Below are 25,526 nucleotides of genomic sequence, written 5' to 3'. Positions count from 1 at the left end.
AAATAATACAGTTCGTGGGCCCGCGCCAAAACAAACAACCAAACCCCCCCGGACGACACCACTTAATTTTTTTTTTTGGTGTGGGCCCCGGGGGGGCGGGCACCGGCCGCCCCCCGCCCCCGCCCCCCCCCACGACAAGCAGGTCAGGCCAGGGCCTCGCGCAGGGTGTCCAGGCCCACCGAGCCCAGGTTGAGCGCCCGCGCGTGGAACGCCTTGGCGTCGAAGCTCTCGCCCGCTGCGGCCTTGGCGGCGTCGCGCGTCTGCTCCCAGAGCCGCTGGCCCACCTTGTACGACGGCGCCTGCCCCGGCCAGCCGAGGTACCGGTTGAACTCGAAGCGGACGAACTCCTTCGGCATGTTCACGTTGGCCAGGAGGAACGGCCAGCCCTTCTCGGCCGTCCAGGTGCCGCCGCCCCACTCCTCGGGTGCGGGCATGCCGAGGTGCACCCCGATGTCGAACACCACGCGGGCCGCGCGCAGGCGCTGGGCGTCGAGCATGCCGAGGCGGTCGCCCGGGTCCTCCATGTAGCCGAGCTCGGCCATGAGGCGCTCCGCGTACAGGGCCCAGCCCTCACCGTGGCCGGACACCCAGCACGCGAGCCTGCGCCAGCTGTTCAGCGTCTCGCGCGCGAACACCGCCTGGCCGCACTGGAGGTGGTGACCCGGGACGCCCTCGTGGAAGACCGTCGTCTTCTCGCGCCAGGTGTTGAACTCCGTGACACCCTCGGGCACCGCCCACCACATCCGGCCCGGCCGGGACCAGTCGTCGCTCGGCGGGGTGTAGTAGATGCCGCCCGACTGGGTCGGCGCGATCATGCACTCCAGGTCCAGCACGGGCTCCGGGACGTCGAAGTGGGTTCCGTTCAGCGCGGTGATCGCGGCGTCGGAGGTCTCCTGCATCCAGGCCTTCAGCGCGTCGGTGCCCAGCAGCTTGCGCGCGGGGTCGGCGTCGAGTGCCGCCACCGCCTCCTCGACCGTCGCGCCAGGGCCGGCGATCTGCGCGGCGACCTGCTCCTGCTCGGCGACGACGCGGGCAAGCTCGTCGAGGCCCCACTGGTAGGTCTCGTCGAGGTCCACCTTCGCGCCGAGGAAGTACCGCGAGAACAGGGTGTACCGGTCCCGGCCCACTGCGTCGGCCTCCGGCGCCTGCGGCGCGAGGTCGTGCTCCAGGAAGTCGGCGAGCCTGCCGTACGCGGCCTGCGCGCCCTGCGCCGCCCGCGCCAGGTCACCCGACAGCGCGTGCCCCTCGCCGAGCGCGGCGCTCGCGGCCTCACCCGTCACGAACGACGTGAAGAACGAGTCGCCTGCGGCCAGCTCCCGCGCCTGCGTGACGCACTCGCGCACCTGGCGGACGGCGGCGACGTCGCCCTTGGCAGCGGCGGCGGTGAGCGACTCGATGTACCCGTCGACGGCGCCAGGGAGACCGCTCATCCGGGAGGCGATGTTCTCCCATGCCTCCACCGAGTCGGTGGCCATGATGTCGAAGACGTCGCGGAGCCGCTGCACCGGCGACTCGATGTTGTTGAGGTTGCGCAGGTGCTCGCCTGCCTCGTGCAGCTCGAGGTCGAGCCCCACACGCTCGCGCATCGCGGAGAGGGTCACCCGGTCGACGTCGTCGGCGGGCTCGAGCCCTTCGAGCTTCGCCAGGACCTCGCGGTTCGCCTGGGCCGCGGCCTCGTGCCCGGCCGGCGAGAGGTCGTCCATCTCGTGGTCGTGACCGGGCAGGCCCATACCGGTGGCGGACAGCGGGGAGAGCTCGGTGAGGCGGGTGACGTAGTCGTCGGCGACCGCGTCGATCGCGGTGGGCGTACGTGTGGGGGTGGTCATGGGGGCGAGCCTACGGCGACCCCTGGTTCCCGAGCACCGGTTTTCGGGCCCGTCAGCCCCTCCTACGACCGCAGGCTCCAGCGCCAGGCATCAGCGTTGTGCCGCCCCGACCGCCCGCCGAAGTTCTTGGCGGTCGCGCCGCCGTTTCCCCGCAGGGCCCGCGCGTGGTTGGTCCACTCGTCGAGCGGCGCCGCGTCGTCGGGCTCGGGGCCCGCCGCCGCTACCGCGGCGAGGCCCGCGACCAGGGCGGCCACCTCGACGTCGTCGGGCTCGCCGCGGACAACACGTACCTCGGGGCTCACTCGTCGTCCTCCTCGTAGAAACCGAAACCGGGGGCCTCGCCGCGCGAGGCGGCCCACTCGGCGATGTCGTAGCCGCCCTCGGTGAGGTGCGTCGCGACGGACTCGCCGGCCGCGTCGAGCAGGTCGATCACGCCGTCCAGCGAGGCGTCGCCGCCGCGCGCCGCGACGACGAAACCGAGGTAGAACGACTCACCGCCCTCGGGCAGCTCGGACTCGATGATCTCGTCGGGGTCGGCGCCGTCCTCCGGCTCCCACACCGACGACGTGAGGTCCGGGTGCATGCCGAGCGAGCCGTGCAGTATGTCGAACAGGGCGGCGTTCAGGTGCCCCACCTTCGCCTCGAGGGCAAGCACCCGCGGGTCCTCGTCCGCCTCCGCGGCGCCGAACTCGGCGCGCACGCCAACAGCCGTCCCCACGTAGTCGTGCAGCGCAGCCGCCAGCGCGTCGACGGCACGGTGCATCGGCTCCGTGTCGACGCGGCCCATCGGCGCCGGGCCGTGGGTGGCGTCCTCGTGACTCATGTAGTTCCTCCGGGTCAGAGCGGGATGTTGCCGTGCTTCTTCGGAGGAAGCGTAGATCGCTTGGTCCGCAGCGCGCGCAGCGCGCGCACCACCTGGACGCGGGTCTCGGACGGGCGGATGACCGCGTCGACGTACCCGCGTTCGGCGGCGTCCCACGGGTTGACGATGGCGTCCTCGTACTCGGCGGTCAGCCGCGCGCGCTCGGCCTCGACGTCACCGCCCGCCTCCTGGACCGCCTTCAGCGCGCCGCGCTGCAGGATGTTCACGGCGCCGCTCGCGCCCATGACGGCGATCTGGGCGGTCGGCCAGGCGAGGTTCACGTCTGCGCCGAGCTGCTTGGAACCCATGACGATGTAGGCGCCGCCGTACGCCTTGCGCGTGATGATCGTGACCAGCGGCACCGTGGCCTCGGCGTACGCGTAGATCAGCTTGGCGCCGCGGCGGATGATGCCCTGGTGCTCCTGCCCCACGCCGGGCAGGAAGCCCGGCACGTCCACGAACGTCAGCACGGGGATGTTGAACGCGTCGCAGGTCCGCACGAACCGCGCGGCCTTCTCGGCGGCGTCGATGTCGAGCGTGCCCGCCATGGACTGCGGCTGGTTGGCGATGATGCCGACCGACTGGCCCTCCACGTGCCCGAACCCGACCAGCACGTTGGTCGCGAACATGGGCTGCACCTCGAGGAACGACTCCGGGTCCAGGACCGCCTCGATGGCCGTGCGCATGTCGTACGGCTGGTTGTCGCTGTCCGGGATCAGCTCGTCGAGCGCCTCGTCGTCGGCGGTGACCTCCAGCGGCGCGTCGTCCTCCGGCGGGAACGCCGGCGCGTCGGACAGGTTGTTCTGCGGCAGGTAACTGATCAGGTGACGCACGTAGTCGATGGCGTCGTCCTCGTCGCTGCCCATGTAGTGCGCGACGCCCGACTTCGAGTTGTGCGTCCGGGCGCCGCCCAGGGTCTCGAAGTCGACGTCCTCGCCCGTCACCGTGCGGATCACGTCCGGGCCGGTGATGAACATGTTCGACGTCTGGTCGGCCATCACGATGAAGTCGGTCAGCGCGGGGGAGTACACCGCGCCGCCCGCGCTCGGGCCGAGGATCAGGGAGATCTGCGGGATCACGCCCGACGCCGCGACGTTGCGCCGGAACATCTCCGCGAACTGCGTCAGGGCCGCGACACCCTCCTGGATGCGGGCGCCGCCGCCGTCGCTGATGCCGATGAGCGGCACACCGGTGCGCAGCGCGAGGTCCTGGACCTTCGTGATCTTCTGGCCGTGCACCTCACCGAGGCTCCCGCCGAACACCGTGAAGTCCTGGGAGTAGATGCACACCTGGCGGCCGTCGATGGTGCCGTAGCCGGTCACCACGCCGTCGCCCGCGATGCGCTTCTTCTCCAGACCGAAGTTGCGGCTGCGGTGCTTGGCGAGCGCGTCCAGCTCGGTGAAGCTGCCCTCGTCCAGCAGCGCCTCGATGCGCTCGCGGGCGGTCTTCTTGCCCCGCTTGTGCTGCTTCTCCTGGGCCGTCTGCTCCGGGACGTCGATGGCAGCTGCCCGGCGGGCGTCGAGGTCGTCGAGCTTGGCGCGCGTGCCGGCGAGGGTGGTGATGGCGTCATTCACAGTTCGAGACTAGTTGTCGGATGCCTCCCGCTCGATGCGTGAGCATCCAGCGGGTCATGCCGCTGCGTTGTGGGTTTCCTCCAAGGGCACGTTCGGAGGCGAGGGGAGAGTATGGAGGGATGCGCCAGTCTCTGTACCGCGACAAGCTGACAGTCCCGGGGTTCGCGAGGGTCGAGGTCGTCGAGACCTCTCCTTCCACCAACGCCGAGCTCGTCACGGCGGTGCGGTCCGACCCGGCCGGCTGGCCGGCGCCGTCCGCCCTCGTCGCCGAGCACCAGACCGCGGGCAAGGGACGCGCCGGACGGTCCTGGGAGACGCCCGCACGCGCAGGCCTCACCGTGTCCGTGCTGCTGCGCCCGCAGGTCCCCGCGGAGGCGCTGGGCTGGCTCCCGCTGCTCGCAGGCCTCGCGGTGGTGCGCGCGGTGTCCGACGGCGGGGTCACCGCCGCCGTCAAGTGGCCCAACGACGTGCTGCTGCCCGCCGTCGACACGATCGCCGGGCTGGGGCTCTACCGCAAGGTCGCCGGCATCCTCGCCCAGGTGGTCCCGGAGGCGCAGGGCGCGCAGGGACCGCAGGCCCCCGCCGTCGTGCTCGGGATCGGTCTCAACGTCTCGCAGTCCGCGGAGGAGCTGCCCGTGCCGACGGCGACGTCGCTGGCGCTCGCTGGTTACCCGCGGCCCGACCGGACCGACGTGCTCGTGCGGCTGCTGGGCGAGGTGCACGCCGTCGTCCGGCGGTGGGAGCAGGCGGGTGGCGACGCCGCGGCGGCCGGCCTGCTGGACGAGTACACGGCGGTGTCCGCGACGCTCGGCACCCGCGTCCGTGCCGAGCTCGCCGGGGGAGCCGGCACGGTGGCGGGCGAGGCGGTCGGTCTGGACCGCTCCGGGGCGCTGGTGGTCCGCACGGAGTCCGGCGAGGAGCGCACGGTCACGGCAGGCGACATCTGGCACCTGCGGTGACCGTGGGGGTGAACTGGCCGGTCAGGCGGGGTGAAGTGGGCGGCAATCCCTGCCGCGTGCCCTACTGCCTCCGGTAATGTCCGCCGAAGCGATGGCAGGCAAGGATCGGGCGTGCGACGGCAGGAGACGCCATGGAGGCAGGTCGAGCCACGGTCGGGGTGGCCAAGGCGATCGTCTGTGCGGCGGCCGTCGTCGCGGTGTACCTGATCAGCACGGTCCGACTGGACCGGGGCATCGTCCAGACCGACGGGACACCGACGGCGGGCCTGGTCGCGGCCGGTATCGCCTGGCTGCTGGTCGTCTGGGTCCTGCTCTCCCGCGACGACGGCGTGCGCGGGGTGCGGCTGGGCCTGTGGAACGTGGTGGCCGTCGTCGGGATGCTGCTCGTGCTCATGGGTATCCCGCTCGTGCTGACGCTCGTCGGCTGACGTCCTCGGCCGCCCCTCCCGCGGATCCATGCGGGTGCATGGGGCCCGCACGCCTACAGTGGTGACGTGCTCCACAATTCCGAAACCTCGCACACCCACCACGACGCACCGGGTGCTGACACAGCGGCCCGGCTCGACGAGACGCTGCTCGGCGGCGCCCGCCGGTACACGCTGTCGCAGGTGTTGGAGCTGACGGGGCTCGACAAGCAGTTCGTCACCCGGTACTGGCGCTGGATCGGCCTGCCTGTTACGCACCCGACCGAGACGTGGTTCACCGACGCCGACGTCGAGGCGCTCAAGGACGCGGCGGTCCTGTTCGACGAAGAACAGATGGACGAGCGCGCCCAGATGACCTTCATCCGGTCCGTCGGCCACACGGCTGACCGGCTGGCGTTGTGGCAGGTCGAGGCGCTCGTGGAGCACCTCGCGCGGCGCTACGAGCTGGACGAGACCTCGGCCCGCCTGCTCGCCCTGGACAAGCTCCCGGAGATGACGGAGATGCTGCAGGGGCAGCTCGAGCACGCGTGGCGGCGTCAGCTCGCGGCGCTCACCGGGCGCATGGCCATCGAGTTCGCGGGCGCGCACTCGGACGACCGCGGCGACTCCCACCAGCTTCCGCTGCTGCGCGCCGTCGGCTTCGCGGACATCGTGTCGTTCACGAAGCGCACCGCCGGCCTGGGCTCGGAGGAGCTGGCGGAGTTCGTGCAGCGGTTCGAGGCGGGCGCGCGCGACGTCATCGTCAACGCGGGCGGCCGCGTGGTGAAGACCATCGGCGACGCGGTCCTCTTCGTGACCGACGACATCTCCACCGGCGCGGAGGTGGCCCTCGGCCTGGCCGAGACCTCAGGTGTGGCGCTCGGCACCGCCGCCCCGGGCGACCCGGAGATCCCGGTACGCGTCGGGCTCGTCTGGGGCCGCGTGCTGTCCCGGTTCGGCGACATCTTCGGCCCGACCGTCAACCTTGCCTCGCGCCTGACCGAGCAGTCCGACCCCTCGACCGTCCTGGTCGACAAGGACACCGCGGCGCTGCTCGCGACGAGCTCGCGCTTCGCGCTCACCGAGCAGCCGGAGCGTGACGTCCCCGGCATCGGCCCGCTGGTCCCGGTGCGTCTCCAACGCGCCTACCGCGGCTGACCTGTCAGACACACAGGTCACCCGGGTGATCTGTGTGTCTGACACGTCAGCGGGACTTCTGGAGCGCCTTCATCGCGCCCGGCAGCAGTCTGAGCTGCGCCCACCGCTCGGCGGCGAACGTGCGCCGGTCGCCCGACGACCAGCGGCGGTCGAACAGCCGCTTGGCGGCCGCGACGGCCTCGAGGCGCCGCTCGGCGATCCGGCCGGCCAGCGCGAAGGCCTCGTCCAGCGGCGTGTCGGTGACGGTCCCGGCCAGGCCGAGCCGGCCGGCGTCCGCCCCCGTGAACTCCTCGGCGGTGAAGGTGAGGCGCTTCGCCGTCTCGATGCCGACGAGCTGCGTCAGCGCGCGGATCCCCGACATGTCGGGGACGAGGCCACGCTCGACCTCCTTGACGCACCAGCGGGCGTCCGGGGTCGTGAGGCGCAGGTCGGCGGCGAGGGCGATCTGCACGCCCGCCCCGAGCACGTGGCCGTGCACGGCGGCGAGCACCGGAACGGGCAGACGCCGCCACGCCCAGCAGGCCTCCTGGAACAGGTTGGTGCCGCGGGGCGTCGGCACGAAGGCTCGCACCACCGCCGCCGGATTCCGGGCCGCTGCGCCGAGGTCGAGCCCCGCGCAGAACGAGCGGCCGTTGCCGGAGACGACCACCGCGCGCAGCCCCGGCGTCCGCCCGAGCCTGCGCGCGGTCGCCCTGAGCTCGCCGAGCATGTCGAGCGACAGCGCGTTGAGCTTGTCGGGCCGGTCGAGGCGGACGTCGGCGATCCCGTCCGAGATGCTGCAGGTGATGTGGCTCCCGGACGGGACCGTCGACTGCGCGGTGCTGGCGCTCATGGGGCGCAGCCTACGCACCGCCGCCGGTCAGCGGTGTGCTGATGTCGGCGGGGTCAGTCCTCCACCACCTCGGGGACCTCCGTGTCGACGCCCTCGTACGGCGGGACCTTCACGGTCCGCGCGCCGGGCTTGCCACCGAGGATGACGGTCCGGTAGCTGACGTTGTTCGACGTCGTCCGCTCGTGCAGGTTGCCGTTCGGGTTCACGGTGATCTTGATCTGGTAGGTCCCGTTGCGCACACCGGTCAGGTCGAACGCCTGTGTCTGGCTCTGGTTGTAGGTGTCACCCCAGCCGACGGGCAGGACCTCGCGCAGCCACAGGGCGGACCGTTCGCCGCAGGCGCTGTCGAGGCCGGTCGCCTCGGGACGCCAGACGGCACCCGGCACGGACAGGTCCACGGCGTTGGTCGGCACCAGGCACCACGACTGCTTGCCGCTGGTCGTCACCAGCTTGCCCTTCGGGGTCACGAGCTCGTAGCTCGCGAAGTCGAGGAAGTGCCAGTGGTCGTGCTCGGGTGCCTCGTGGTACTCCATGGTGCCGGTCTTCGTGCTGCCGACCTCCTTACCGTCCCGGTAGAACATCTGGTACGCGTCCATGACCTCGGCCGAGCCGCGGCGGTAGCCCTCGACGACCAGAGGGCCGGGGCCCGCGTTCCACTCGTGGGCGTTGAAGGTGAGCCGGTCGACACCCGCCTCGTCCACCTCGTTGCCGATCTGCCACGCCGGTACGGAGACGAGGTCGGGGAGGCTGTCCTTGGCGGGCTTCTTCGTGGACGGTGTGGTCCCGGCCTGGCCGAGCGACGGGTGGTCGCCGCCGTGCGCCGGGCTGCTGTCCAGGGTGAAGAGGTTCACGGGGCGGCCGGTGTCCGAGGACTCGGCGTGGCCCGTGTGGGCGCCACCCTGGGCGCGCAGGCTCTCGGCCCGGGTGGACTGCGCGTCCTGCCCCACGAGGGTGCTGAAGCCCTCTTCCGGCTCGCCCAGGAGCTGGTCCGCCACACCCTCGCAGCCCCACTCGCTGCACTCGTCGACGATCTTCAGCTTCTGCGTCACCGAACGGCCCTTGGCGGGCAGGCCGAGGAAGTTCGCGACCTTGTCGTTGACGGTGGTGGTCATCACGAGGTCCGTGCGCTTGGTCTGCACCTGGAAGAAGGCGTCGAGCCGAGCCGCCCAGCCCTCCTCGATCCCGAAGACCGTCGACTTCGTGAACCAGCTACCGCCGCAGAGCGACGGGTAGACCGGCTCGGTGCGACCGGTCGGCTGGATGCGCTGGCGGTCCCACCCGCCGGGGCAGAGGCTGCGGGTCTCCTCGAGCAGGACCTTGCCGTTGGGCGTGGCGATCTTGACCGTGAGGCCGTTCTTGAGCCCGTCGAGCCCGTCGACGAGCGCGGCGGGCACCTTCGTGGTGGTGCGCTTGTTGCCGCGGATCACCGTCCTGGTGAGCGTCGCGGGGGCCGACGCCGTGGTGCGCTTGGCCAGGAACTCGTGGCTCTCGCCGTAGGCGCCCAGCCAGACCTGCGAGTCGACGTACACGAAGCCGTCGAACGCGTAGCCCTGGACGGTGTCGCCCGTCGGCACGATGCGGAGGCCACGCTGGGCGGACGACGGGGCCGTCTCGGTGGAGTCGGTGGTGGTCGTCACCGCGGCACCGGCCGGCGGCGTGGCTGCGGAGGCGGACACGACATGGGCCGCGGCTCCCTCTCCGAGCAGCCCGAGCGCGAGGGTCGCGGCGACGCCCATCGTGAGCAGGCGAGGCGATGGGCGGGACAAACTGCGAGCGGTCATGAATCCCCCAGGGGTGAGGACAGAGGAACCTGTCACACCTGTGGACGCTCGGGCCTGCGGAAACGTTGCCCCGGCGGGTCCAGTTCACCCACCGGGACATCGCCTGTGGAGTGCCATGGACCACCCGTCCCGCCCGCTCCCACCCGGCAGGAGGGAGGGGCGGGACGGGCGGCGGGCCGGCTCAGGGGAACTGTGCGGGAATCGCCTGCGCCAGGTAGGGCTGGAGGCTCAGGGCGAACGAGTCGGTGATGTGGCTGGTGTCGCGGTAGACGAGCACGTTGCCGACGACCTGCTCGCACTTCTCCGGCCCGCAGAAGAAGTCGGTGAGGTCGATCACGTGGGCGTACGGTGCGCGCGCGGCGGCCTTGTCGACGAGATCGCGGTTGACCAGCGCGTCCTCGCGGTCGATCGCGCACTGCTCGGGATCGTCGTAGTTCCGCGCCACGCAGGCCTGGGCCTTCTCCCTGGCCTCTGGCACCGCCTTCACCACGTAGACGCGGGCCCCGAGGTCGTGCACGTCGTTCCAGATGTTGGCGAAGCCCTTGACGCCGGGCTCCATGCCCGTGTCCGTGTCCCGGAACTCGCTCTCGCCCAGGTACGAGGTGACCACCGCGTCGGGCCGGACCTCCGCGAGCTGTTCCATCGTCCTCTCGTTGAGCAGCTCGCACGTGCGCGCCCTCAGGTCACGCTCCTCGTAGGAGAAGGGGCACGAGTTGTGGTAGAAGCCGAGAAGGCGCCAGCCGCGCTCCTCGGCGAGGTTCACGAGCGGCGTGGAGAGCATCCTGGCGTGGGAGTCACCGATCAGCGCGACGACGGTGTCCGACGTCGGGTCGCCGTACTCGCAGACCTGGCTGGACTCGGTGCTGAGCTCCGACTCCTCGCAGGGGGACCGGAGGGCTATCTCGGTGTCGTCCTCCGCGTTGATCGGGTTGGGCCGGATGGCGGTGGAGCCGCCTGTGAGCACGTCGATCGTGCCGTCCGCCGCGGCGGCCGCGCCGTAGCTGCCGCCCAGCTCGGTCGACACGTCGATCGTGTCGGCGAGTGCGTCCCACTCGCGTTCGACGCTCGCCGCGCGCAGCGTGGGGACCAGCGTGAGGGCGCAGGCGAGTGCCATCGTCGTGGCGGCGAGGCCCAGCGAGCGCGGGTCATGGTTCTTCAGCCAGGCGGTGGACCGCAGCGGCTGCTCGACGTACGTGTAGCTCGCGTGGGCCACGACGAGCATCAGGGCGAGGAGGCCGAGGCTCTCCAGCTTGGTGGGCTCACCGCCCGCGTACTCGGTGAACCACACGATGGCGGGGAAGTGCCACAGGTAGAGGGAGTACGACACGTTCCCGAGCCACTGCACCGGAGCGCGGTCCACGATCCAGGACAGCGACCCGAGACCCGACGTGCGGCCGGCGGCGATCACGGCGACCGTGCCGAGCACGGGAAGGAGCGCCGCGGTGCCGGGGAACGGCGTCCCGGCCGTCAGGGCCAGGGCACCCACCGCGATCGCGCCGAACCCGGCGAGGGCGAGCGCCGATCGCGCGAGCCGGAACCGGTCCGTGTAGCGGATCGTGACGGCCAGCAGGCCACCGGCGCCGAGCTCCCACAGGCGCGTCGTGGTGGCGAAGTAGGCGGCGGGGTCCTCGTTGGCGACGGTGATGAGGTTCCACGCGAAGGAGGCGGCGACGAGCACGCCGAACGCGACCAGCAGGGCCGCCGTCAGGGCGCGCGGGCCACGGCGCGACCGGTGCGCAACGACGCCGGCGGCCAGCACGACCAGCGGCCACAAGATGTAGAACTGCTCCTCCACGGCCAGGGACCAGAAGTGCTGGAACGGCGTGGCCGCGGTGTCGGACGCCAGGTAGTCGACGGCGTTGCCCACCAGCGCCCAGTTCTGCACGTAGAGCACCGAGGCGAGCCCCTGACGGCTGATCTCGGCCCAGTCGGTGATGGGCATGAAGATCGGTGTGGTCAGCAGCACCACCGCCACGACCAGGAGGCTCGCGGGCAGGATCCGGCGCGCCCGGTTGGCCCAGAAATGGCCGAGGCGGAGTCGTCCCGTCGCCCGGACCTCGCGGAGCATGTGCCCCGTGATGAGGAATCCGGAGATGACGAAGAAGACGTCGACGCCGATGTATCCGCCAGGGAGGACGTCCGGCCGGAGGTGGTAGATCACGACCAGCGCGACCGCCAGGGCGCGGAGCGCCTGGACCTCCGGCAGAAAACGCCTGGTCACGGTCCCGACGGAGTCTCGAGGCCCGGTGTCGCGCCTCTCCTGGGTCGCCTCCGGGGAAGGTCCGGCGGGTGGCGCGGCGGCGGAATGCGTGGCGGTGGTTGTAGTCATGACTCCAGGTCCGTCAGAGGCGGAGCCGGCGCCCTGCGCCCGCACCGTCCAGTGGGTTCCGTTCGGCACAGCAACCTAATCGGAAATTAGCCCAGTACAAACCCACGACCCCGGTGCGGCGTAACCGTGTGACACGATGCGGACGTGCTGAAAGTCGTTCTCTTCGATCTCGACGACACGCTCGTGGACCAGGAGGGCGCATCGCGCGCGGCGCTCCTGGACTGGCTCCCTGAGCTGGGGCTGGGCCTCGACGACATGGACGAGCTGGCGACCGCGTGGCTCGCCGTCGCCGAGGAGGCGTACGCGCGCTACCAGCGCCGCGAGATCACCTTCCAGGACCAGCGGCGTGTCCGGGTGCGCGAGTTCCTGGGCGCCGACGCCACCGACGCCGAGGCGGACGAGCTCTTCTCGGGATACCTGTCCCGCTACGAGCGCGCCTGGACCGCGTTCGACGACGCCGTGCCCGCCCTGCGCCGGGTGCGCGACGCAGGCCTCGTCGTCGCGCTGCTCACCAACGGTGACTCGGCCCACCAGCGGCACAAGCTCGACCGGACGGGGCTGGCGGAGCACCTCGACGTCGTCGTCGCGTCGGACGACCTGCCGGCCGGCAAACCCGACCCCCGCGCCTACGCCGCGACGTGCGCGGTCCTCGGCGTCGCGCCGGGTGACGTGCTGATGGTGGGCAACGACGTCGAGAAGGACTTCCAGGGTCCGCTCGACGCCGGGATGGGCGCGGTGCTGCTGGACCGGCACGACCGGTACCCGGAGGTCGCGGACCGGATCCGGACGCTCGACGAGGTGCTGCCGGGGCGCGGATCGAGCCACTCCAGGTCAAAGACCCATCACTTCTGACAAACTATGGCCGCGGTACCGTGGGATCAGGCGAAATGGTCCGCCGCGTCCTCGTCCGGACTCTCCAACTGCGCGCGTTCGAAGGCGCGGATTTCGTCCCTGACGACGGCCTCGAGCTCTGCCGCGCTCGGCAGGGCAGCCTGCTCCTCGGGCGTCAGACCGTCGTAGAGCGCCACGGCAGTTGGCGTGGCCGACGTGGACAACGAGAGCGCCACGGTCTCGTCATTGCGTTCGGCGCAGAGCAGGATGCCAACTGTCTTCTCGTGGCCCGGCTTCTTGAGCCTGGTCTCGACGAGCTGGACATAGAAGCCGAGCTGACCTAGGTGGGCGGGGCTGAACTTGCCAGCCTTGAGCTCGATCACGACATACCGCAACTGTTCGATGTGGAAGAAGAGCAGGTCGATGAAGAACTCGTCGCCGGCGACGTCGAAGCGAACCTGCCGTCCGGCGAAGGCGAGTCCTCGGCCGAGCTCGACGAGGGTCAGCTCGATCCGAGCCATGAGCGCCTGTTCGCGGTCTCGCTCGACGACGTGCTGACGGATATCAAGGTGTCCGAAGACGTACGTGTCCTTGACGACCCGCTGGGCGAGCGCGGAGTCGGCGGGGTCCAGCGTTGCCGCAAAGTTGGACGGAGCCGTGCCGATGCGGTCCTTCAGACACACCTTGATCTCGTGCTCGAGCGAGGCCCGGGTCCAGCCGTTCTCGGCCGCCCGGGCCGCGTACCAATCACGATCAACTCTGCTGTTCAGTCGCTCGAGCAGGGTGACGATGTGTCCCCAGGGCAATTGGCCAACAGCTTGTTGGCCAATTGCCTCCTCAGACCACGCTTCGGCGAAGCGACGCATGTTCTTCAGGCTTGACCGCGACCACCCGCGCTGACCAGGAAACTCGTGCCGTAGGTCGGCCGAGATCCGGTCCACGACCTTGGTGCCCCATCCCTGGTCACGCTGTCGGGTCAGGATGTCATGGCCAACGCTCCAGTAGAGCCGGAGGAGTTCGGTGTTGGCCGCACGGACCATGCGGAACTGTGTGCTGCGGACCCGCTGCTTGAGGCCCGTGATGAACGCCCGGTAGCCCTCGGGCTCGGGGTCGTCCTCGATGATTGTCACAAGTCAAGCCTGTAGAGACATCTACATGTCCGCCACCGGAGTTGCGTATAAGCAACGGTTCGCTGTCAACCAGGGTCAAATTTCCACCGGCTCCGGGTCTTTCGGCTCCGGGTCCGCCCCGATCAGCGACGGTCCGTTGTTCTGCACCTTCCCGACGGCGTCACCCACCGGCCGCGCCGTCAGGGGCGGGGCGCCGATCTGCAACAGCTCGGACGCATCGCGGACGGCAGGGTCGAGCCACGTGTCCCAGGCGTCCTGCGGCAGCACGAGCGGCATGCGGTCGTGGATCGCCGCCATGGCGTCCGAGGCCGGCCGGGTCACGACGGTGGTCGATACCAACCAGCGGTCCGGGTCGGTCTCGCTCGCTGCGGGGTTGCGCCAGAACTCGTACAGGCCGGCGAAAGCGGCGACGCCGGCGTCCGCGGGATGGATCCAGTACGGCTGCTTCGGGACCTTCTTCGAGCCGGGCGCCGTGAGCGACACCAGCTTGCGCCACTCGTAGTAGCCGTCGGCGAGCACGAGGCAGCGCCGAGCCGCGAACGGCTTGGCGAACGCCGGCTTGTCGAGCAGGGACTCGGACCGTGCATTGATCATGCGGGCGCCGACGCCGGGATCCTTGGCCCAGGACGGCACGAGCCCCCAGCGGGCCAGCCGCATCGACCGCGTCACCTCCGCCGACCCCTTCGGGGCGCGCTCGACCACGATCCGCACCGGGTCGGTGGGCGCGACGTTCCAGGACGGCGGCAGGAGCCGCGCGTCCTCGGCGAGCTCGGCGATCGCGAGCTCGTCGGCGAGGTCCTGGGTGTCCGTGAAAGAGGCGAAGCGTCCGCACATGGGACCAGCATGCCCTGAGCCACTGACACTCGCGGGCCCGGTGCGCGCCGCCCGCGCGAGGCAGGAGATCGAGATCACTCTGTTCACGGTCGTATCGATTCGATAGAGTGGAGTCATGCCATCCGAAGCGCCGTCGAGCGTGCCCTCAGTCATGCCCGCACGCGCTGCGTCGTCTCGATCGGCCCTCAAGTGGGTGATCATGCTCGGCGCGCTGGCGTGCCTGCCCGCCCTCACCGTCGACATGTACCTCCCCGCGCTGCCGCAGGTCGCCTCCGACCTCGGCACCTCCGACGCGCTCGCCCAGCTCACCGTCTCCTGCATGCTCGTCGGTGGTGCGCTCGGCCAGCTTGTCATCGGCCCGCTGACCGACCGCTTCGGCCGTCGCCTGCCGCTGATGATCGGCCTCGGCATGCACGTCCTGGTCTCGCTGGCCTGCGCCGTCGTGGACGACATCCACCTGCTCATCGGGCTGCGCCTGGCGCAGGGCTTCTTCAACTCGGCGGCGAGCGTCGCCGCCATGGCCACCGTGCGGGACCGCTTCGTGGGGGCGGAGGCCGCCCGCATCCTGTCGCGCCTCATGCTCGTGATCGGCGTGGCCCCGATGCTCGCGCCGTCGCTGGGCTCGATCGTCCTGGAGGCGTTCGAGTGGCGCTGGATCTTCGTGGTGCTCGCACTGATCGGCGCAACGCTCGCGGTGATCGTGTTCTTCGTGATGCCGGAGACGAACCCGGTGGCCCGCCGCACCACGGGCGGCGCGTCGTCGGTGGTGCGCGGCTATCGCACGCTGCTCCGCGACAAGCACTTCATGGCGCTGGCGCTCATCCCCGGGCTCGCGATGGGCGCGCTCCTGAGCTACGTGGTGGGCTCACCCTTCGTCTTCCAGCAGGGGTACGGCCTGACGCACGGGCAGTTCTCGCTCCTGTTCGCGGTCAACGGGCTCGGCCTGGTGCTCTCGGCGCAGGTCAACGCGGCGCTGGTGCGGCGGGTCGCCCCTATCCGCCTGCTCCGCACGGCCCTGGTGGCGCAGCTCGTGCTGTCCCTGGTCCTGCTCGCGGTCGCGATCACGGAGTTCGGCGGCCTGATCGGCCTGCTGGTGGCCCTGTGGCTGGTGCTGGCGTTCCAGGGCCTCATCCCGGCCAACGCGTCGGCCCTTGCCATGTCCCGGCACGGCGAGATCGCCGGGACGTCGGCGGCGATGATCGGCGCCATCCAGTCGCTGCTGGCCGGCATCGTGTCGCCGATCGTCGGTCTGCTCGGCAGCGACACCGTCGCCATGTCCTCGGTGATGCTCGGCGCGGGCCTTGCCGCGTTCGTCGTGCTGGCCACTGCCACCCCGGCGTACCGCAAGGGCGGCTGGCACGCTCCGATCTGAGTGTTCATCCCGAGGTCGGGCGGGATTCACCAGGACGTCGGCTCCGCGGTCTTGGCTCGCACGCATGAGTACACCCATGCGCATCCGCGCCTCGCGCGCGGTGGCCGCCGCCGCGGCCGCCTCGCTGCTGCTCCCCGCGGCCGTCGCCGTCGCAGCGCCCCAGCAGGGCCCCGGCTCGAGCTCCGAGCACCACGGTGGCACCTACCTCGCCGCCACCCTCGCCGGTCGGGCCACGCTGTCGGCCGACTACCTGGCCGAAGGCCCGCCGTCGGGCGCCGCCGCCTCGCCGGGCAACGGACGGCAGGGCCCGTGGGACGGCCAGGTGATCCCCGGCTTCTCCGCGATGGTCGACAACCACGACGGCACCTTCTGGGCCCAGCCGGACAACGGGTTCGGCGCCAAGGGCAACTCCGCCGACTTCCTGCTGCGCAACTACCTCGTGCGCCCCCAGTGGGACACCGGCAGCAAGGGCTCCGGCGAGATCAAGGTGCTCGACTTCGTCGAGTACAACGACCGCAACGACGTGCTCGACTTCGAGATCGTCAACGAGGCCACCGAGGACCGGCTGCTGACCGGAGCCGACTTCGACATCGAGTCCCTCGTCCGTGCCGCGGACGGCACGTTCTGGGTGGGCGAGGAGTTCGGCCCGTTCCTGCTGCACTTCGACGCCGACGGCACGCTGCTGGAGGCCCCGTACGAGTTCCCCGACGGCAGGTCGCCCGGCAACCCGTACCTGGAGCCCGGCGAGAAGCCGAACGTTGGCAGCAGCCGCGGCTTCGAGGCCATGGCCGCGAGCGGGCGCTACCTCTACCCGGTGGTCGAGGGCGCCCTGGCGAACGACGCCGACGTCCGCCGCCGCTGGATCTACCAGTTCGACACCCGCCGCGGCGAGTACACGGGCAAGCGCTGGGCGTACCAGACCGACCAGCAGGCGAACGTCATCGGTGACGCCTTCGCGACCGGCCGCGACACCATGCTGCTGATCGAGCGCGACGACTTCGAGGGTGACCAGGCGGTCACCAAGCGCGTCTACGAGATCGACCTGGGCCGCAAGGACCGCGACGGTTTCGTCCGGAAGGAGCTCGTGGTCGACGCCCTGCGGATCGCGAACCCGCGCGGCATCGACAAGGGCGAGGGCTACGGCCTCGGCGACACGTTCGCGCTGCCCGTGCAGTCCTTCGAGACCGTCCTGTTCGTCGACAAGGACACGCTCCTGATCGGCAACGACAACAACTACCCCGGCAACGACGCACGCGTCACCGGCACGCCGGACGACACCGAGATGGCCCTGGTGGACCTCCGGAAGAAGCGGGTGACGGACGACGGTGTCACCGTCGTCGGACACCGCGGGGCCTCCGGCTACCGGCCGGAGCACACGCTCGCCGCGTACGAGACCGCCATCAACCAGTGCGCGGACTACATCGAGCCCGACGTCGTCTCCACGAAGGACGGCGTGCTGGTCGCCCGGCACGAGAACGAGATCAGTGGCACGACGGACGTCGCCGCCCACCCGGAGTTCGCCGGCCGACGCACCACCAAGACCATCGACGGCACCTCGATCACCGGCTGGTTCACCGAGGACTTCACGCTCGCCGAGCTGCGCACCCTGCGCGCCAAGGAGCGCCTGCCGCAGGTCCGGCCGCAGAACGTCCCGTTCGACGGGCTCTACCTCGTCCCGACCCTCGACGAGGTCCTCGACCTGGCCCGTAACAGCCGCACCTGCGACGGCGCGCCCGTCGGCGTCTACCCGGAGACCAAGCACCCGACGTACTTCGACTCGATCGGCCTCTCGCTGGAGGAGCCGCTCGTGGGCGAGCTGCGCCGGAACGGCTTCGACCGCGCCGACGCCCCGGTGATCGTGCAGTCCTTCGAGGTGGGCAACCTCCAGGACCTCGACGACCTGACCGACGTCCCGCTCGGCCAGCTCATCAGCAGCAGCGGCGCGCCCTACGACTTCGTGGCCGACGGCGACCCGCGCACCTACGCGGACATGGTCACCCGGAGCGGGCTGCGGGAGATCGCGTCCTACGCCGACGGTATCGGCGCCGAGAAGAACGTGCTGATCCCGCGCGAGGCGGACGGCACGCTCGGCGCCCCGAGCGCCGTGATCCGCGACGCGCACCGCGCAGGGCTCGAGGTGCACACCTGGACCTTCCGGCGGGAGAACCAGTTCATGTCCGCCGAGTTCCGGTCCTCCACCGACCCGAACGGGATCGGCGACCTCGTGGGCGAGATCCGCGTCTTCATGAAGGCGGGCCTCGACGGCTTCTTCACCGACAACCCGGACCTCGGCGTCGCCGCGGTGAGCTGACCCCACTTAACGGGCCCCGTGCCGGGGTACATGCCTATGCTCCGCATGTGCCCCGGCACCTCAGCAACCAGCGCAGTCACCGCGTCGCGCGAGTCGTGACGCTCTTCGTCGTCGGCACGGTCACCCTCGTGGCCGCCGCCGGCGCGGCCGTCTACCTGGACCTCAAGGACGAGATCGGCGTCAGCGACGTCTCCGGCCTGGTCGACGTGCCGGAGCCCGCGGACCCCGACGACCCGTTCACCGGACGCAGCCTCAACATCCTCGTGCTCGGCACCGACCTGCGCGGCGGCGAGAACACGGAGATCGCCGGTGCGGGCGACGGCGGCATGCGGTCGGACACCACGATGCTCGTCCACGTCTCCGGGGACCGGTCGCGGATCGAGGTCGTGTCCATCCCGCGCGACTCGCTCGTCGAGATCCCCTCCTGCGAGCTGCCCGACGGCGGCGAGTCCGGCGCCTCGTACGGCATGTTCAACAGCGCGTTCACCATCGGCGGCGGTGCCGAGGAGGACCTCACGTACGCGGCGGCCTGCGCGATCTCCACGGTACAGAGCCTCACCGAGGTCCCGGTCACCAACCACATGGTCGTGCAGATGGACGGCGTGGTCGACGTCGTCGACGCGCTCGGCGGCGTGCGCATGTGCCTGCCCGAGCCGCTCGTGCAGGACCCGGCGTACGGACGCTTCGAGCTGCCGGCCGGGGAGCAGACCCTCGACGGGCGCGAGGCCATCGGCTTCCTGCGCGCCCGTCACGGCACGGGACTCGGCCTGGAGCAGGGCAGCGACCTCACCCGGATCGCACGGCAGCAGGCGTTCGTCGACTCGCTGGTACGCCAGGTGCTCGACCAGAACGTCGTGACCAACTCGCCGCAGCTCTACCGCACCATCCGGGCGGTGCTTCGCGCGATCTCCGCCGACCCGAGCCTGGCCGACCCGGCGGCGCTCGCCGGCCTCGCCTTCAGCATCCGGGACATCGACCCGGCCAACATCGTGTTCACGGAGCTGCCCGTCGTTGCTGCCCCGACGGATCCCAACCGGGTGGTCTGGACCGAGGACGCCGCGGCGATCTGGGCGCGCCTGGCCGCGGACGAACCGCCGCCGGGGCACGAGACGCCCGCACCGGACGCGAGCGAGGAAGGCGGTTCGGACGGCAGCTCAGGGGGCGGCTCGAAGGGCGGCTCAGGGGGTTCGGCGACGCCGTCGAACCGGCCGGACCCGTCTCCGTCGCCCTCGCTGCTACCCGGCGTCTGCGCCGACTGACGCTCTGCGACGGCCTGGAACCTGCCTGGGAAGCGCAGGGGTTATTTACACGATTGTTGCACCGAGGCCATAGTCTCTGGGGCGTGGCGAGTGACTTCTGGACGGCAGTCCGACCTGTCGGCGAGATTATCCAAGGGGTACCCCGGCACGCTCGATCGGGCGAACGCCAGCCCCGGCACGTGCGTAGCTGGCGCAAGATGTTCGTGCTCCGAGGCGTCACGATGAGCCTCGTCGGGGTGATGGCGTTCGGGTCTGCCGCTGCTGCCACGGCGTACCACAACGCGATCTCGCAGATCGAGGTCCAGGACCTGGACGGCCTGGTGGCCGAGCAGGTCAAGCCGAAGGACCCGTCGGACCCGTTCAAGGACGAACCGGTGAACCTGCTGCTCATGGGTACCGACATCCGCGACGGGAGCAACGCCGACATCGGCGGCACCGTGAGCGGCATGCGGTCCGACACCACCATGCTGGTGCACATCGCCGCGGACCGGAAGTGGATCGAGATCGTGTCGCTGCCACGCGACACCTTCGTGGACATCCCGTCCTGCCAGCGGCCGGACGGCAGCCAGACCCAGCCGTACCGCGACAAGTTCAACGCGTCGTTCGAGGTCGGCAGCGGTGGTACGTCGCTCAAGCACGCCGCGGCGTGCACGATCAACACGGTCAACTCGATCACCGGCGTGACCGTCACCAATCACGCGGTCGTGAAGATGAACGGTGTGATCGACGTGGTCGACGCGCTCGGGGGCGTCAAGATGTGCCTGCCCGAGGCGCTGCACGGCGACCCGCGGTCGGCGCGGATCGACCTGCCCGCCGGCGAGAACCGGCTCGACGGCAAGACCGCCATCCAGTTCCTCCGGGTGCGCAAGGGCACCGGCATGGGGCTCGAGATGGGTAGCGACCTGACCCGCATCGAGCGGCAGCAGGCCTTCATCAACGCCACCCTGCGGCAGATCCTGTCCGCCGAGACGCTCGCCGACCCGACCAAGACCTTCCGCCTGATCAACGCCGCGCTCGGCTCGCTGAGCGCCGACCCGGACATCGCCGACCCCGGTAAGGTCGCCGGCCTCGCGTGGTCGCTCCGGGAGATCCAGAAGCGCAACATCGTGATGACGAAGATCCCGGTCTACGACACCACCGAGGGGACGGCCAGCGGGATCGGCTGGGGTCCGGAGGCTGCCGAGATCTTCCAGCGCATGGCGTCGGACACCCCGCCGGACAGCGTGGTGCTGCCCGACGCGGAGCCGTCCGCCTCGCCGAGCCCGAGCGGCGGCGGGGCCGAGGGTGGCGCGGGTGGCGGCACGGAGGGTGACGGTGGCGACGCCGGGACCGGCGAGACCGGCGAGGGCACCGGAGGCGGCGGAGGAGACACTGGGACGGGCGGGGACGGCACCGAGACCGGCACGTCCGACGGCGGTACGAAGCCCGCGACGCCGAAGCCGAGCCCGAGCCCCGAGGTCCTGCTCGACGGCGTCTGCGCCTGACGGCTCGTCAGGCCCCGCCGAGGACGAGCGACGCCGCCACGACCACCATGGTCAGCGCGACGACGCTGTCGAGGACGCGCCACGCGCCGGGCTTCTCCAGGAGCGGCGCGAGGTAGCGCGCGCCGTAGCCGAGCGCGACGAACCAGGCGGTGCTGGCGACGCAGGCGCCGAGCCCGAACCACCAGCGGTCGTCGCCGTGCGTCGCGGCGAGCCCGCCCACGAGCACGACGGTGTCGAGGTACACGTGGGGGTTCAGCCAGGTCAGGGCGAGTGTCGTGGCGACGGCGGCACCCACCGTCCGGTGCGTGACACTGTGCCGGCCCATGACCACCCGCTGCCCCTTGACGGCGCGGTACCCGGCCATGCCCCCGTAGACGAGGACGACGACGGCGCCTGCCCAGCGCGCGATCTCGACGACGAGCGGCGCGCTCTGGATCATCGAGCCCAGCCCGCCGACTCCTGCCGAGATGAGCAGGAGGTCGCTGACGGCGCAGATGCCGGCCACCAGTCCTACGTGCTCACGGCGCAGCCCCTGGCGGAGGACGAAGATGTTCTGCGCACCGACGGCGACGATGAGCGAGAGACCGAAGGCCATGCCTGCGAGGGCGGAGAGCATGGCTGAACGGTAAGAAGCCCGGCACGGGATGTCCGGTTCATGATTCGGAAGTGCAGAAGACTGAATCACGGTTAATGATGGGGGTACGTCCAGATTTCACGCAGGTAGCAGCTCCCGTGTTGCTTCTTTTCGCAAGGCTGCCGTGACCCTGTCCAGCACGGCCGAGCGCAGCTTCCACTGCTGCAGGTGGAGCGGGACGTCGACCGTCGTGCCGGGTTCCAGCAGCGCGATGTCGTCACCGGCGGCACGTCCGCCGAGGGAGGGCGTGTCCAGCAGCATGCCCCAGCCGAGGCCGAGGTAGATCGCCTCCTCGTACTCGACGGTGCTCGGCACGTGGTGCCGCGGTGGCCTGGCCCCGGGCGCTCGCTCACGCAGGAACATGTCCTGCAGATCGTCCGTCCGGTCGAAGACGATCACCGGTGCGGCGGCAAGGGCCTCCGGCGTCGGACCATGGGGAAACCAGCGCCGCGCGAAGGCGCGCGTGCAGGCCGGCCGGTAGCGCATGATGCCGAGCGGCGTGCTGCGGCAGCCCTGGACCTGCGCCGTCTGGGAGGTGACCGCTGCCATGACCACGCCCTCGCGGAGCAGGTCCGCGGTGCGGCTGTCGTCAGCGCGGTGCAGGTCGAACGTGACCCCGTCGACCTGCGCGAGGGCGGGCAGCACCCAGGTGGCCAGCGAGTCGGCGCTGACGGCGAGGGGCACGGTCACGAAGTGGCCGGGCGTGCCGCCGTCGGCCTCCTGGGCGTCCGGGTGCTCGCGCGGGTCGTCCGCGCCGAGCTCGGCCGCGACCTCCGCGCCGAGCAGCTCCATCTGGCGGGCGAGGCGAAGCAGGGCCTGGCCCGACGCAGTGGCGACCACCGGGCGGGCTCGCCGCACGAGCACGCTGCCCGCCGCGTTCTCCAGCGCACGGATGCGCTGGCTGACGGCGGACGGCGTCACGTGCAGCGCGCGCGCCGCCGCGTCGAACGAACCTTCGGCCACCACGGCGGCCAGTGCTTCGAGCTGGCGGGAGTCCCATCGCATGCCACCAGTCTGGCGCATCTTCAGTTCTGCTTATGCGGCCTGAGAAACATGAACTGGCCTTCACGAGCCCTGGCTGCCTAGCGTGGCAGACATGCTCACCCTGCTCGCCGGACTCGGGTTCGGTCTCTCGCTCATCGTCGCCATCGGTGCCCAGAACGCGTTCGTGCTGCGTCAGGGGCTGCGTCGTGAGCACGTGGCCGTCGTCGCGGCGATCTGCGCGGTGTCCGACGCGGTGCTCTACGCGGCGGGCGGTGCGGGGTTCGGGCCGCTGGTGGAGCGGTGGCCCGCGGTGGTGGAGGTGATGCGGTGGCTGGGCGCCGCCGTCGTGCTCGGGTACGGGGCCATGGCCGCGTGGCGCGCCCTGCGCGGTGACACGACGCTCGCGGCGGCCGAGGACGGCGCGCTGGGCGACAGCCCGGGCCGGCGCCTGCGGCCGGTGGTCCTCACGACGCTCGCGCTCACCTGGCTGAACCCGCACGTCTACCTCGACACCGTGCTGCTGCAGGGCTCGGTCGCGGCCACCTACGGCGACGACCGCTGGCTCTTCACCGCCGGCGCGATGGTGTCGAGCATCCTCTGGTTCTGCGGCCTCGGCTACGGTGCGCGCCTGCTAGCCCCGGTGCTGAAGCGCCCGGGCGCCTGGCGCGTGGTCGACGGCGTGATCGCGCTGATCATGCTGGCCGTCGCGGTCTCGCTGCTCGCGGGCTGAGGGGCTAGCTCAGCGGGACCCCGAGCCCGGCCAGGCGGGTCGCCGCCTCGCGCAGCACCTCGTCGCGCTTCACGAAGGTGAACCGCACGTGCGAGGCGAGCGCCTTCGCCGTCGGCGAGCCCGCGCGGCAGAACGCCGCCGCCGGGATCGCCACCACGCCGGCGAGCTCCGGCAGGCGGCGGCACAGCTCGACGCCGTCGCGCAGCCCGAGGCGACCGAGCAGGTTCGACGCGTCGGCCATCACGAAGTAGGTGCCGGCCGGGCGGTTCACCGTGAAACCAGCCGTCTCCAGTCCCGCGCAGAGGAGGTCCCGGCGTTCGGCGAGGTCCGTGGCCAGGGCGCTCGGCGTGTCGTCGTCGGCAAGGGCCTCGGCGATGGCGGGCTGGAACGGCGCGCCGGACGTGTAGGTGAGGAACTGCTTGACCGTCCGGACGGCCGTGACCAGGTCGGCGGGCCCGTGCAGCCAGCCGATCTTCCAGCCGGTGAACGAGAACGTCTTGCCCGACGACGAGATGGTCAGCGTCCGCTCGGCCATGCCGGGCAGGGTGGCGATCGGGACGTGCTCGGCGCCGAACGTGAGGTGCTCGTAGACCTCGTCCGTCACGACTATCGCGTCGTGCTCCCGGGCCACCGCGGCGACGGCGGCCAGCTCGTCCCTGGTGAGCACCGCCCCGGTCGGGTTGTGCGGGGAGTTGAGCACGATCATCCGCAGGCGGGGGGAGGCGGCCGCACGGAGCGCCTCGACGTCGAGCCGGAAGCCGTCCGGCCCGGGGACCAGGGGAGCTGTCACGTGCGTGGCGCCGGACATGCCGATCGACGCCGCGTGCGAGTCGTAGAACGGCTCCAGCGTGAGCACCTCGTCGCCGGCTCGGGTCAGCGCGAGGATGGTGGCGGCAAGGGCCTCCGTGGCGCCGGTGGTCACGAGCACCTCGGTGCCGGGGTCGACGTCCAGCCCGTAGTGCCGCTTCTGGTGGTCGGCGATCGCGCGGCGCAGCTCCGGCACGCCGTCGCCCGGCGCGTACTGGTTGCGGCCCTCCTCGATCGCCCGGATCGCCGCCTGCTTGACGTACTCGGGGCCGTCGACGTCGGGAAAACCCTGGCCGAGGTTGATCGCGCCGGTGCGGACGGCAAGGGCCGACATCTCGGCGAAGATCGTCGCGGCGACGGTGCCGTCGTCGGCGAGGAGGCCCGCCGCGCTCGCGGTGTCCTGCCAGCGGTCCCGGCCGCGGCCAGGTGAATGGAGGGAGCTCATGGGGTCGACGATATCCATCCCGCGTCCACCCCGAATTCATCTCCGGCATGGCGGACAACCCTCTTTACCTGCGCGTATGTGGACAACCCTGTGGATGTGGTGGATAACTCAGCGCTCCGAGGAAAGTTATCCACAAGGTGCCCTGCGAAGGTGAACATTTGGCCCTGCCAGCACCTGCTGGATCAAGGTCCGACCCAGACCTCAGGCGCAGGGCACCAGGTGTAGCTCGGCGGCGGCCTGCCGGACGAGCAGGTCGACATCGGGCGACACCACGTCCGGCGCGAGCCCGGCCAGCTCGCGCAGAGCCGGGCTGTCCATGCCCAGTACGAGAGCGTCCGTCGCCGATCTCGTGATCCGGTCCCGGTCGCGTTCGACGTCGTCCAGCCACGAACCCCAGATGGTGCTCAGCTCGGTGGTGAGTGCCGTGGCGTTGTCGTGGTCGACGGCGACGAGCGGCCACCAGTGACGTTCGCCCAGATGCTCGGCGGCGGTGTCGTCGTCGAGCCATGTGCCGTCGAGGACCGGTACGGCGTGATCGTGGACTCGGTACAGGGCGAAGTGCGCGACCGGCGTCGGCCAGGCGTACCGGGTGCCCGCCGGGACCGTGTTGCGGACATAACCGACGAGCTCGGTCGCCGTGACCTTTCCGAACACGGCGGTCGTGAGCCCGCTGACGGCGGTCTGCGGGCCGCCGTCGGGTACAGGCGCGGTGGGCAGGTCCCAGCCTGGCCTGTCACCGGTACGGGCCCTGCAGAAGATGCGGCCGTCCGAGTCGGCGACCAGCAGCCGCACGAGCCCCAGCGGGCGGGGTGCTGGGTCGTCAGGTTCATGGATGACAACGTCGGCCCGGCCGCCTGGAGGCAGCCACGGCGCGTTGGGCAGGCAGGACAGGACGATCACGCGCTCACCGTAGCGGCGAGTGAGTTATCCACAGGCATCCCGGTCGTGGCGCGCTGCAGCGAGTACCTCGGGGTCGGGGG

General features: G+C 71.0%; 22 protein-coding genes. 9 read left to right on the top strand and 13 right to left on the bottom strand.

The genetic code is table 11. From position 1 onward, the window contains the following. Positions 1-143: 143 nt before the first annotated feature. The 4 genes from ACFWE2_RS14085 to ACFWE2_RS14070 all read right to left on the bottom strand — a co-directional run bounded on the left by ACFWE2_RS14085 (position 144) and on the right by ACFWE2_RS14070 (position 4,262). Positions 144-1,826 carry a DUF885 domain-containing protein gene (locus ACFWE2_RS14085; protein WP_377224855.1) on the bottom strand — a complete coding sequence of 561 codons (1,683 nt, stop codon included), beginning with the start codon at positions 1,824-1,826 and terminating at the stop codon, positions 144-146. A gap of 62 nt (positions 1,827-1,888) precedes the next feature. Further along, a complete protein-coding gene (locus ACFWE2_RS14080; RefSeq protein WP_377224854.1) occupies positions 1,889-2,128 on the bottom strand; it encodes an acyl-CoA carboxylase epsilon subunit in 240 nt (79 codons plus the stop codon). Beyond that, positions 2,125-2,649: a hypothetical protein gene (locus ACFWE2_RS14075; protein WP_377224853.1), complete on the bottom strand. Its 525-nt coding sequence runs from the start codon at positions 2,647-2,649 to the stop codon at positions 2,125-2,127. The genes ACFWE2_RS14080 and ACFWE2_RS14075 overlap by 4 nt, the downstream gene beginning before the upstream one ends. Positions 2,650-2,663: 14 nt before the next feature. Continuing rightward, positions 2,664-4,262, bottom strand: a complete 1,599-nt coding sequence (locus ACFWE2_RS14070; protein WP_377224852.1) for an acyl-CoA carboxylase subunit beta — start codon at positions 4,260-4,262, stop codon at positions 2,664-2,666. A 119-nt stretch (positions 4,263-4,381) separates the two neighbouring features. Between ACFWE2_RS14070 and ACFWE2_RS14065 the strand changes: the two genes are divergently transcribed. The 3 genes from ACFWE2_RS14065 (at position 4,382) to ACFWE2_RS14055 (ending at position 6,783) form a co-directional block, all read left to right on the top strand. After that, positions 4,382-5,221, top strand: coding sequence for a biotin--[acetyl-CoA-carboxylase] ligase (locus tag ACFWE2_RS14065; RefSeq protein WP_377224851.1), 840 nt, complete (start codon positions 4,382-4,384; stop codon positions 5,219-5,221). Between the two features lie 131 nt (positions 5,222-5,352). Beyond that, complete coding sequence (locus ACFWE2_RS14060; RefSeq protein ID WP_377224850.1) at positions 5,353-5,649, top strand: hypothetical protein; 297 nt, start codon at positions 5,353-5,355, stop codon at positions 5,647-5,649. Between the two features lie 66 nt (positions 5,650-5,715). After that, complete coding sequence (locus ACFWE2_RS14055; protein WP_377224849.1) at positions 5,716-6,783, top strand: adenylate/guanylate cyclase domain-containing protein; 1,068 nt, start codon at positions 5,716-5,718, stop codon at positions 6,781-6,783. Positions 6,784-6,829: 46 nt separating this feature from the next. Here ACFWE2_RS14055 and ACFWE2_RS14050 read toward each other — a convergent pair whose 3' ends face one another. The 3 genes from ACFWE2_RS14050 to ACFWE2_RS14040 form a co-directional block, all read right to left on the bottom strand. Continuing rightward, complete coding sequence (locus tag ACFWE2_RS14050; protein ID WP_377224848.1) at positions 6,830-7,615, bottom strand: crotonase/enoyl-CoA hydratase family protein; 786 nt, start codon at positions 7,613-7,615, stop codon at positions 6,830-6,832. A gap of 53 nt (positions 7,616-7,668) precedes the next feature. Beyond that, positions 7,669-9,396: a lysyl oxidase family protein gene (locus ACFWE2_RS14045; protein ID WP_377224847.1), complete on the bottom strand. Its 1,728-nt coding sequence runs from the start codon at positions 9,394-9,396 to the stop codon at positions 7,669-7,671. 181 nt (positions 9,397-9,577) lie between these two features. Then, complete coding sequence (locus ACFWE2_RS14040; protein WP_377224846.1) at positions 9,578-11,617, bottom strand: acyltransferase family protein; 2,040 nt, start codon at positions 11,615-11,617, stop codon at positions 9,578-9,580. 252 nt (positions 11,618-11,869) lie between these two features. Here ACFWE2_RS14040 and ACFWE2_RS14035 point away from each other — a divergent pair, with 252 nt between their 5' ends. Further along, positions 11,870-12,577, top strand: a complete 708-nt coding sequence (locus ACFWE2_RS14035; protein ID WP_377224845.1) for an HAD family hydrolase — start codon at positions 11,870-11,872, stop codon at positions 12,575-12,577. Positions 12,578-12,603: 26 nt separating this feature from the next. Here the strand turns inward: ACFWE2_RS14035 and ACFWE2_RS14030 are convergent, their stop codons facing one another. Together ACFWE2_RS14030 and ACFWE2_RS14025 are read right to left on the bottom strand one after the other, a co-directional pair. Continuing rightward, positions 12,604-13,686 carry a YhcG family protein gene (locus ACFWE2_RS14030; RefSeq protein ID WP_377224844.1) on the bottom strand — a complete coding sequence of 361 codons (1,083 nt, stop codon included), beginning with the start codon at positions 13,684-13,686 and terminating at the stop codon, positions 12,604-12,606. Positions 13,687-13,761: 75 nt separating this feature from the next. Next, positions 13,762-14,520, bottom strand: coding sequence for an SOS response-associated peptidase (locus ACFWE2_RS14025; RefSeq protein WP_377224843.1), 759 nt, complete (start codon positions 14,518-14,520; stop codon positions 13,762-13,764). A gap of 115 nt (positions 14,521-14,635) precedes the next feature. Between ACFWE2_RS14025 and ACFWE2_RS14020 the strand changes: the two genes are divergently transcribed. The 4 genes from ACFWE2_RS14020 to ACFWE2_RS14005 all read left to right on the top strand — a co-directional run bounded on the left by ACFWE2_RS14020 (position 14,636) and on the right by ACFWE2_RS14005 (position 20,946). Next, entirely contained in the window at positions 14,636-15,892 is a 1,257-nt protein-coding gene (locus tag ACFWE2_RS14020) for a multidrug effflux MFS transporter (RefSeq protein WP_377224842.1), read from the top strand. A 64-nt stretch (positions 15,893-15,956) separates the two neighbouring features. Then, entirely contained in the window at positions 15,957-18,203 is a 2,247-nt protein-coding gene (locus ACFWE2_RS14015) for an esterase-like activity of phytase family protein (protein ID WP_377224841.1), read from the top strand. Positions 18,204-18,250: 47 nt separating this feature from the next. Further along, on the top strand, positions 18,251-19,462 hold the full coding sequence (locus ACFWE2_RS14010) for an LCP family protein (RefSeq protein WP_377224840.1): 1,212 nt from the start codon (positions 18,251-18,253) through the stop codon (positions 19,460-19,462). A 197-nt stretch (positions 19,463-19,659) separates the two neighbouring features. Then, positions 19,660-20,946: an LCP family protein gene (locus tag ACFWE2_RS14005; protein WP_377224839.1), complete on the top strand. Its 1,287-nt coding sequence runs from the start codon at positions 19,660-19,662 to the stop codon at positions 20,944-20,946. A 7-nt stretch (positions 20,947-20,953) separates the two neighbouring features. Here the strand turns inward: ACFWE2_RS14005 and ACFWE2_RS14000 are convergent, their stop codons facing one another. Then, positions 20,954-21,562 (bottom strand): LysE/ArgO family amino acid transporter, encoded by a 609-nt coding sequence (locus tag ACFWE2_RS14000; RefSeq protein ID WP_377224838.1) that lies wholly within the window; start codon positions 21,560-21,562, stop codon positions 20,954-20,956. A gap of 96 nt (positions 21,563-21,658) precedes the next feature. Then, positions 21,659-22,585 (bottom strand): LysR family transcriptional regulator ArgP, encoded by a 927-nt coding sequence (locus ACFWE2_RS13995; RefSeq protein ID WP_377224837.1) that lies wholly within the window; start codon positions 22,583-22,585, stop codon positions 21,659-21,661. 91 nt (positions 22,586-22,676) lie between these two features. On the opposite strand from ACFWE2_RS13995, the gene ACFWE2_RS13990 reads away from it, so the two are divergent. Next, positions 22,677-23,294, top strand: a complete 618-nt coding sequence (locus tag ACFWE2_RS13990; RefSeq protein ID WP_377224836.1) for a LysE/ArgO family amino acid transporter — start codon at positions 22,677-22,679, stop codon at positions 23,292-23,294. 4 nt (positions 23,295-23,298) lie between these two features. On the opposite strand, the gene ACFWE2_RS13985 is transcribed toward ACFWE2_RS13990, so the two are convergent. After that, positions 23,299-24,546 (bottom strand): aminotransferase class I/II-fold pyridoxal phosphate-dependent enzyme, encoded by a 1,248-nt coding sequence (locus ACFWE2_RS13985; RefSeq protein WP_377224835.1) that lies wholly within the window; start codon positions 24,544-24,546, stop codon positions 23,299-23,301. 201 nt (positions 24,547-24,747) lie between these two features. Next, a complete protein-coding gene (locus ACFWE2_RS13980; RefSeq protein ID WP_377224834.1) occupies positions 24,748-25,446 on the bottom strand; it encodes a hypothetical protein in 699 nt (232 codons plus the stop codon). Positions 25,447-25,526 lie beyond the last annotated feature (80 nt).

Source organism: Promicromonospora sp. NPDC060271, from assembly GCF_042726755.1.
In the GTDB taxonomy this organism is placed as follows: domain Bacteria; phylum Actinomycetota; class Actinomycetes; order Actinomycetales; family Cellulomonadaceae; genus Promicromonospora.
The sequence above is the reverse complement of the archived record's forward strand: the minus strand, read 5'-3'. Positions and strand labels throughout refer to the sequence as shown.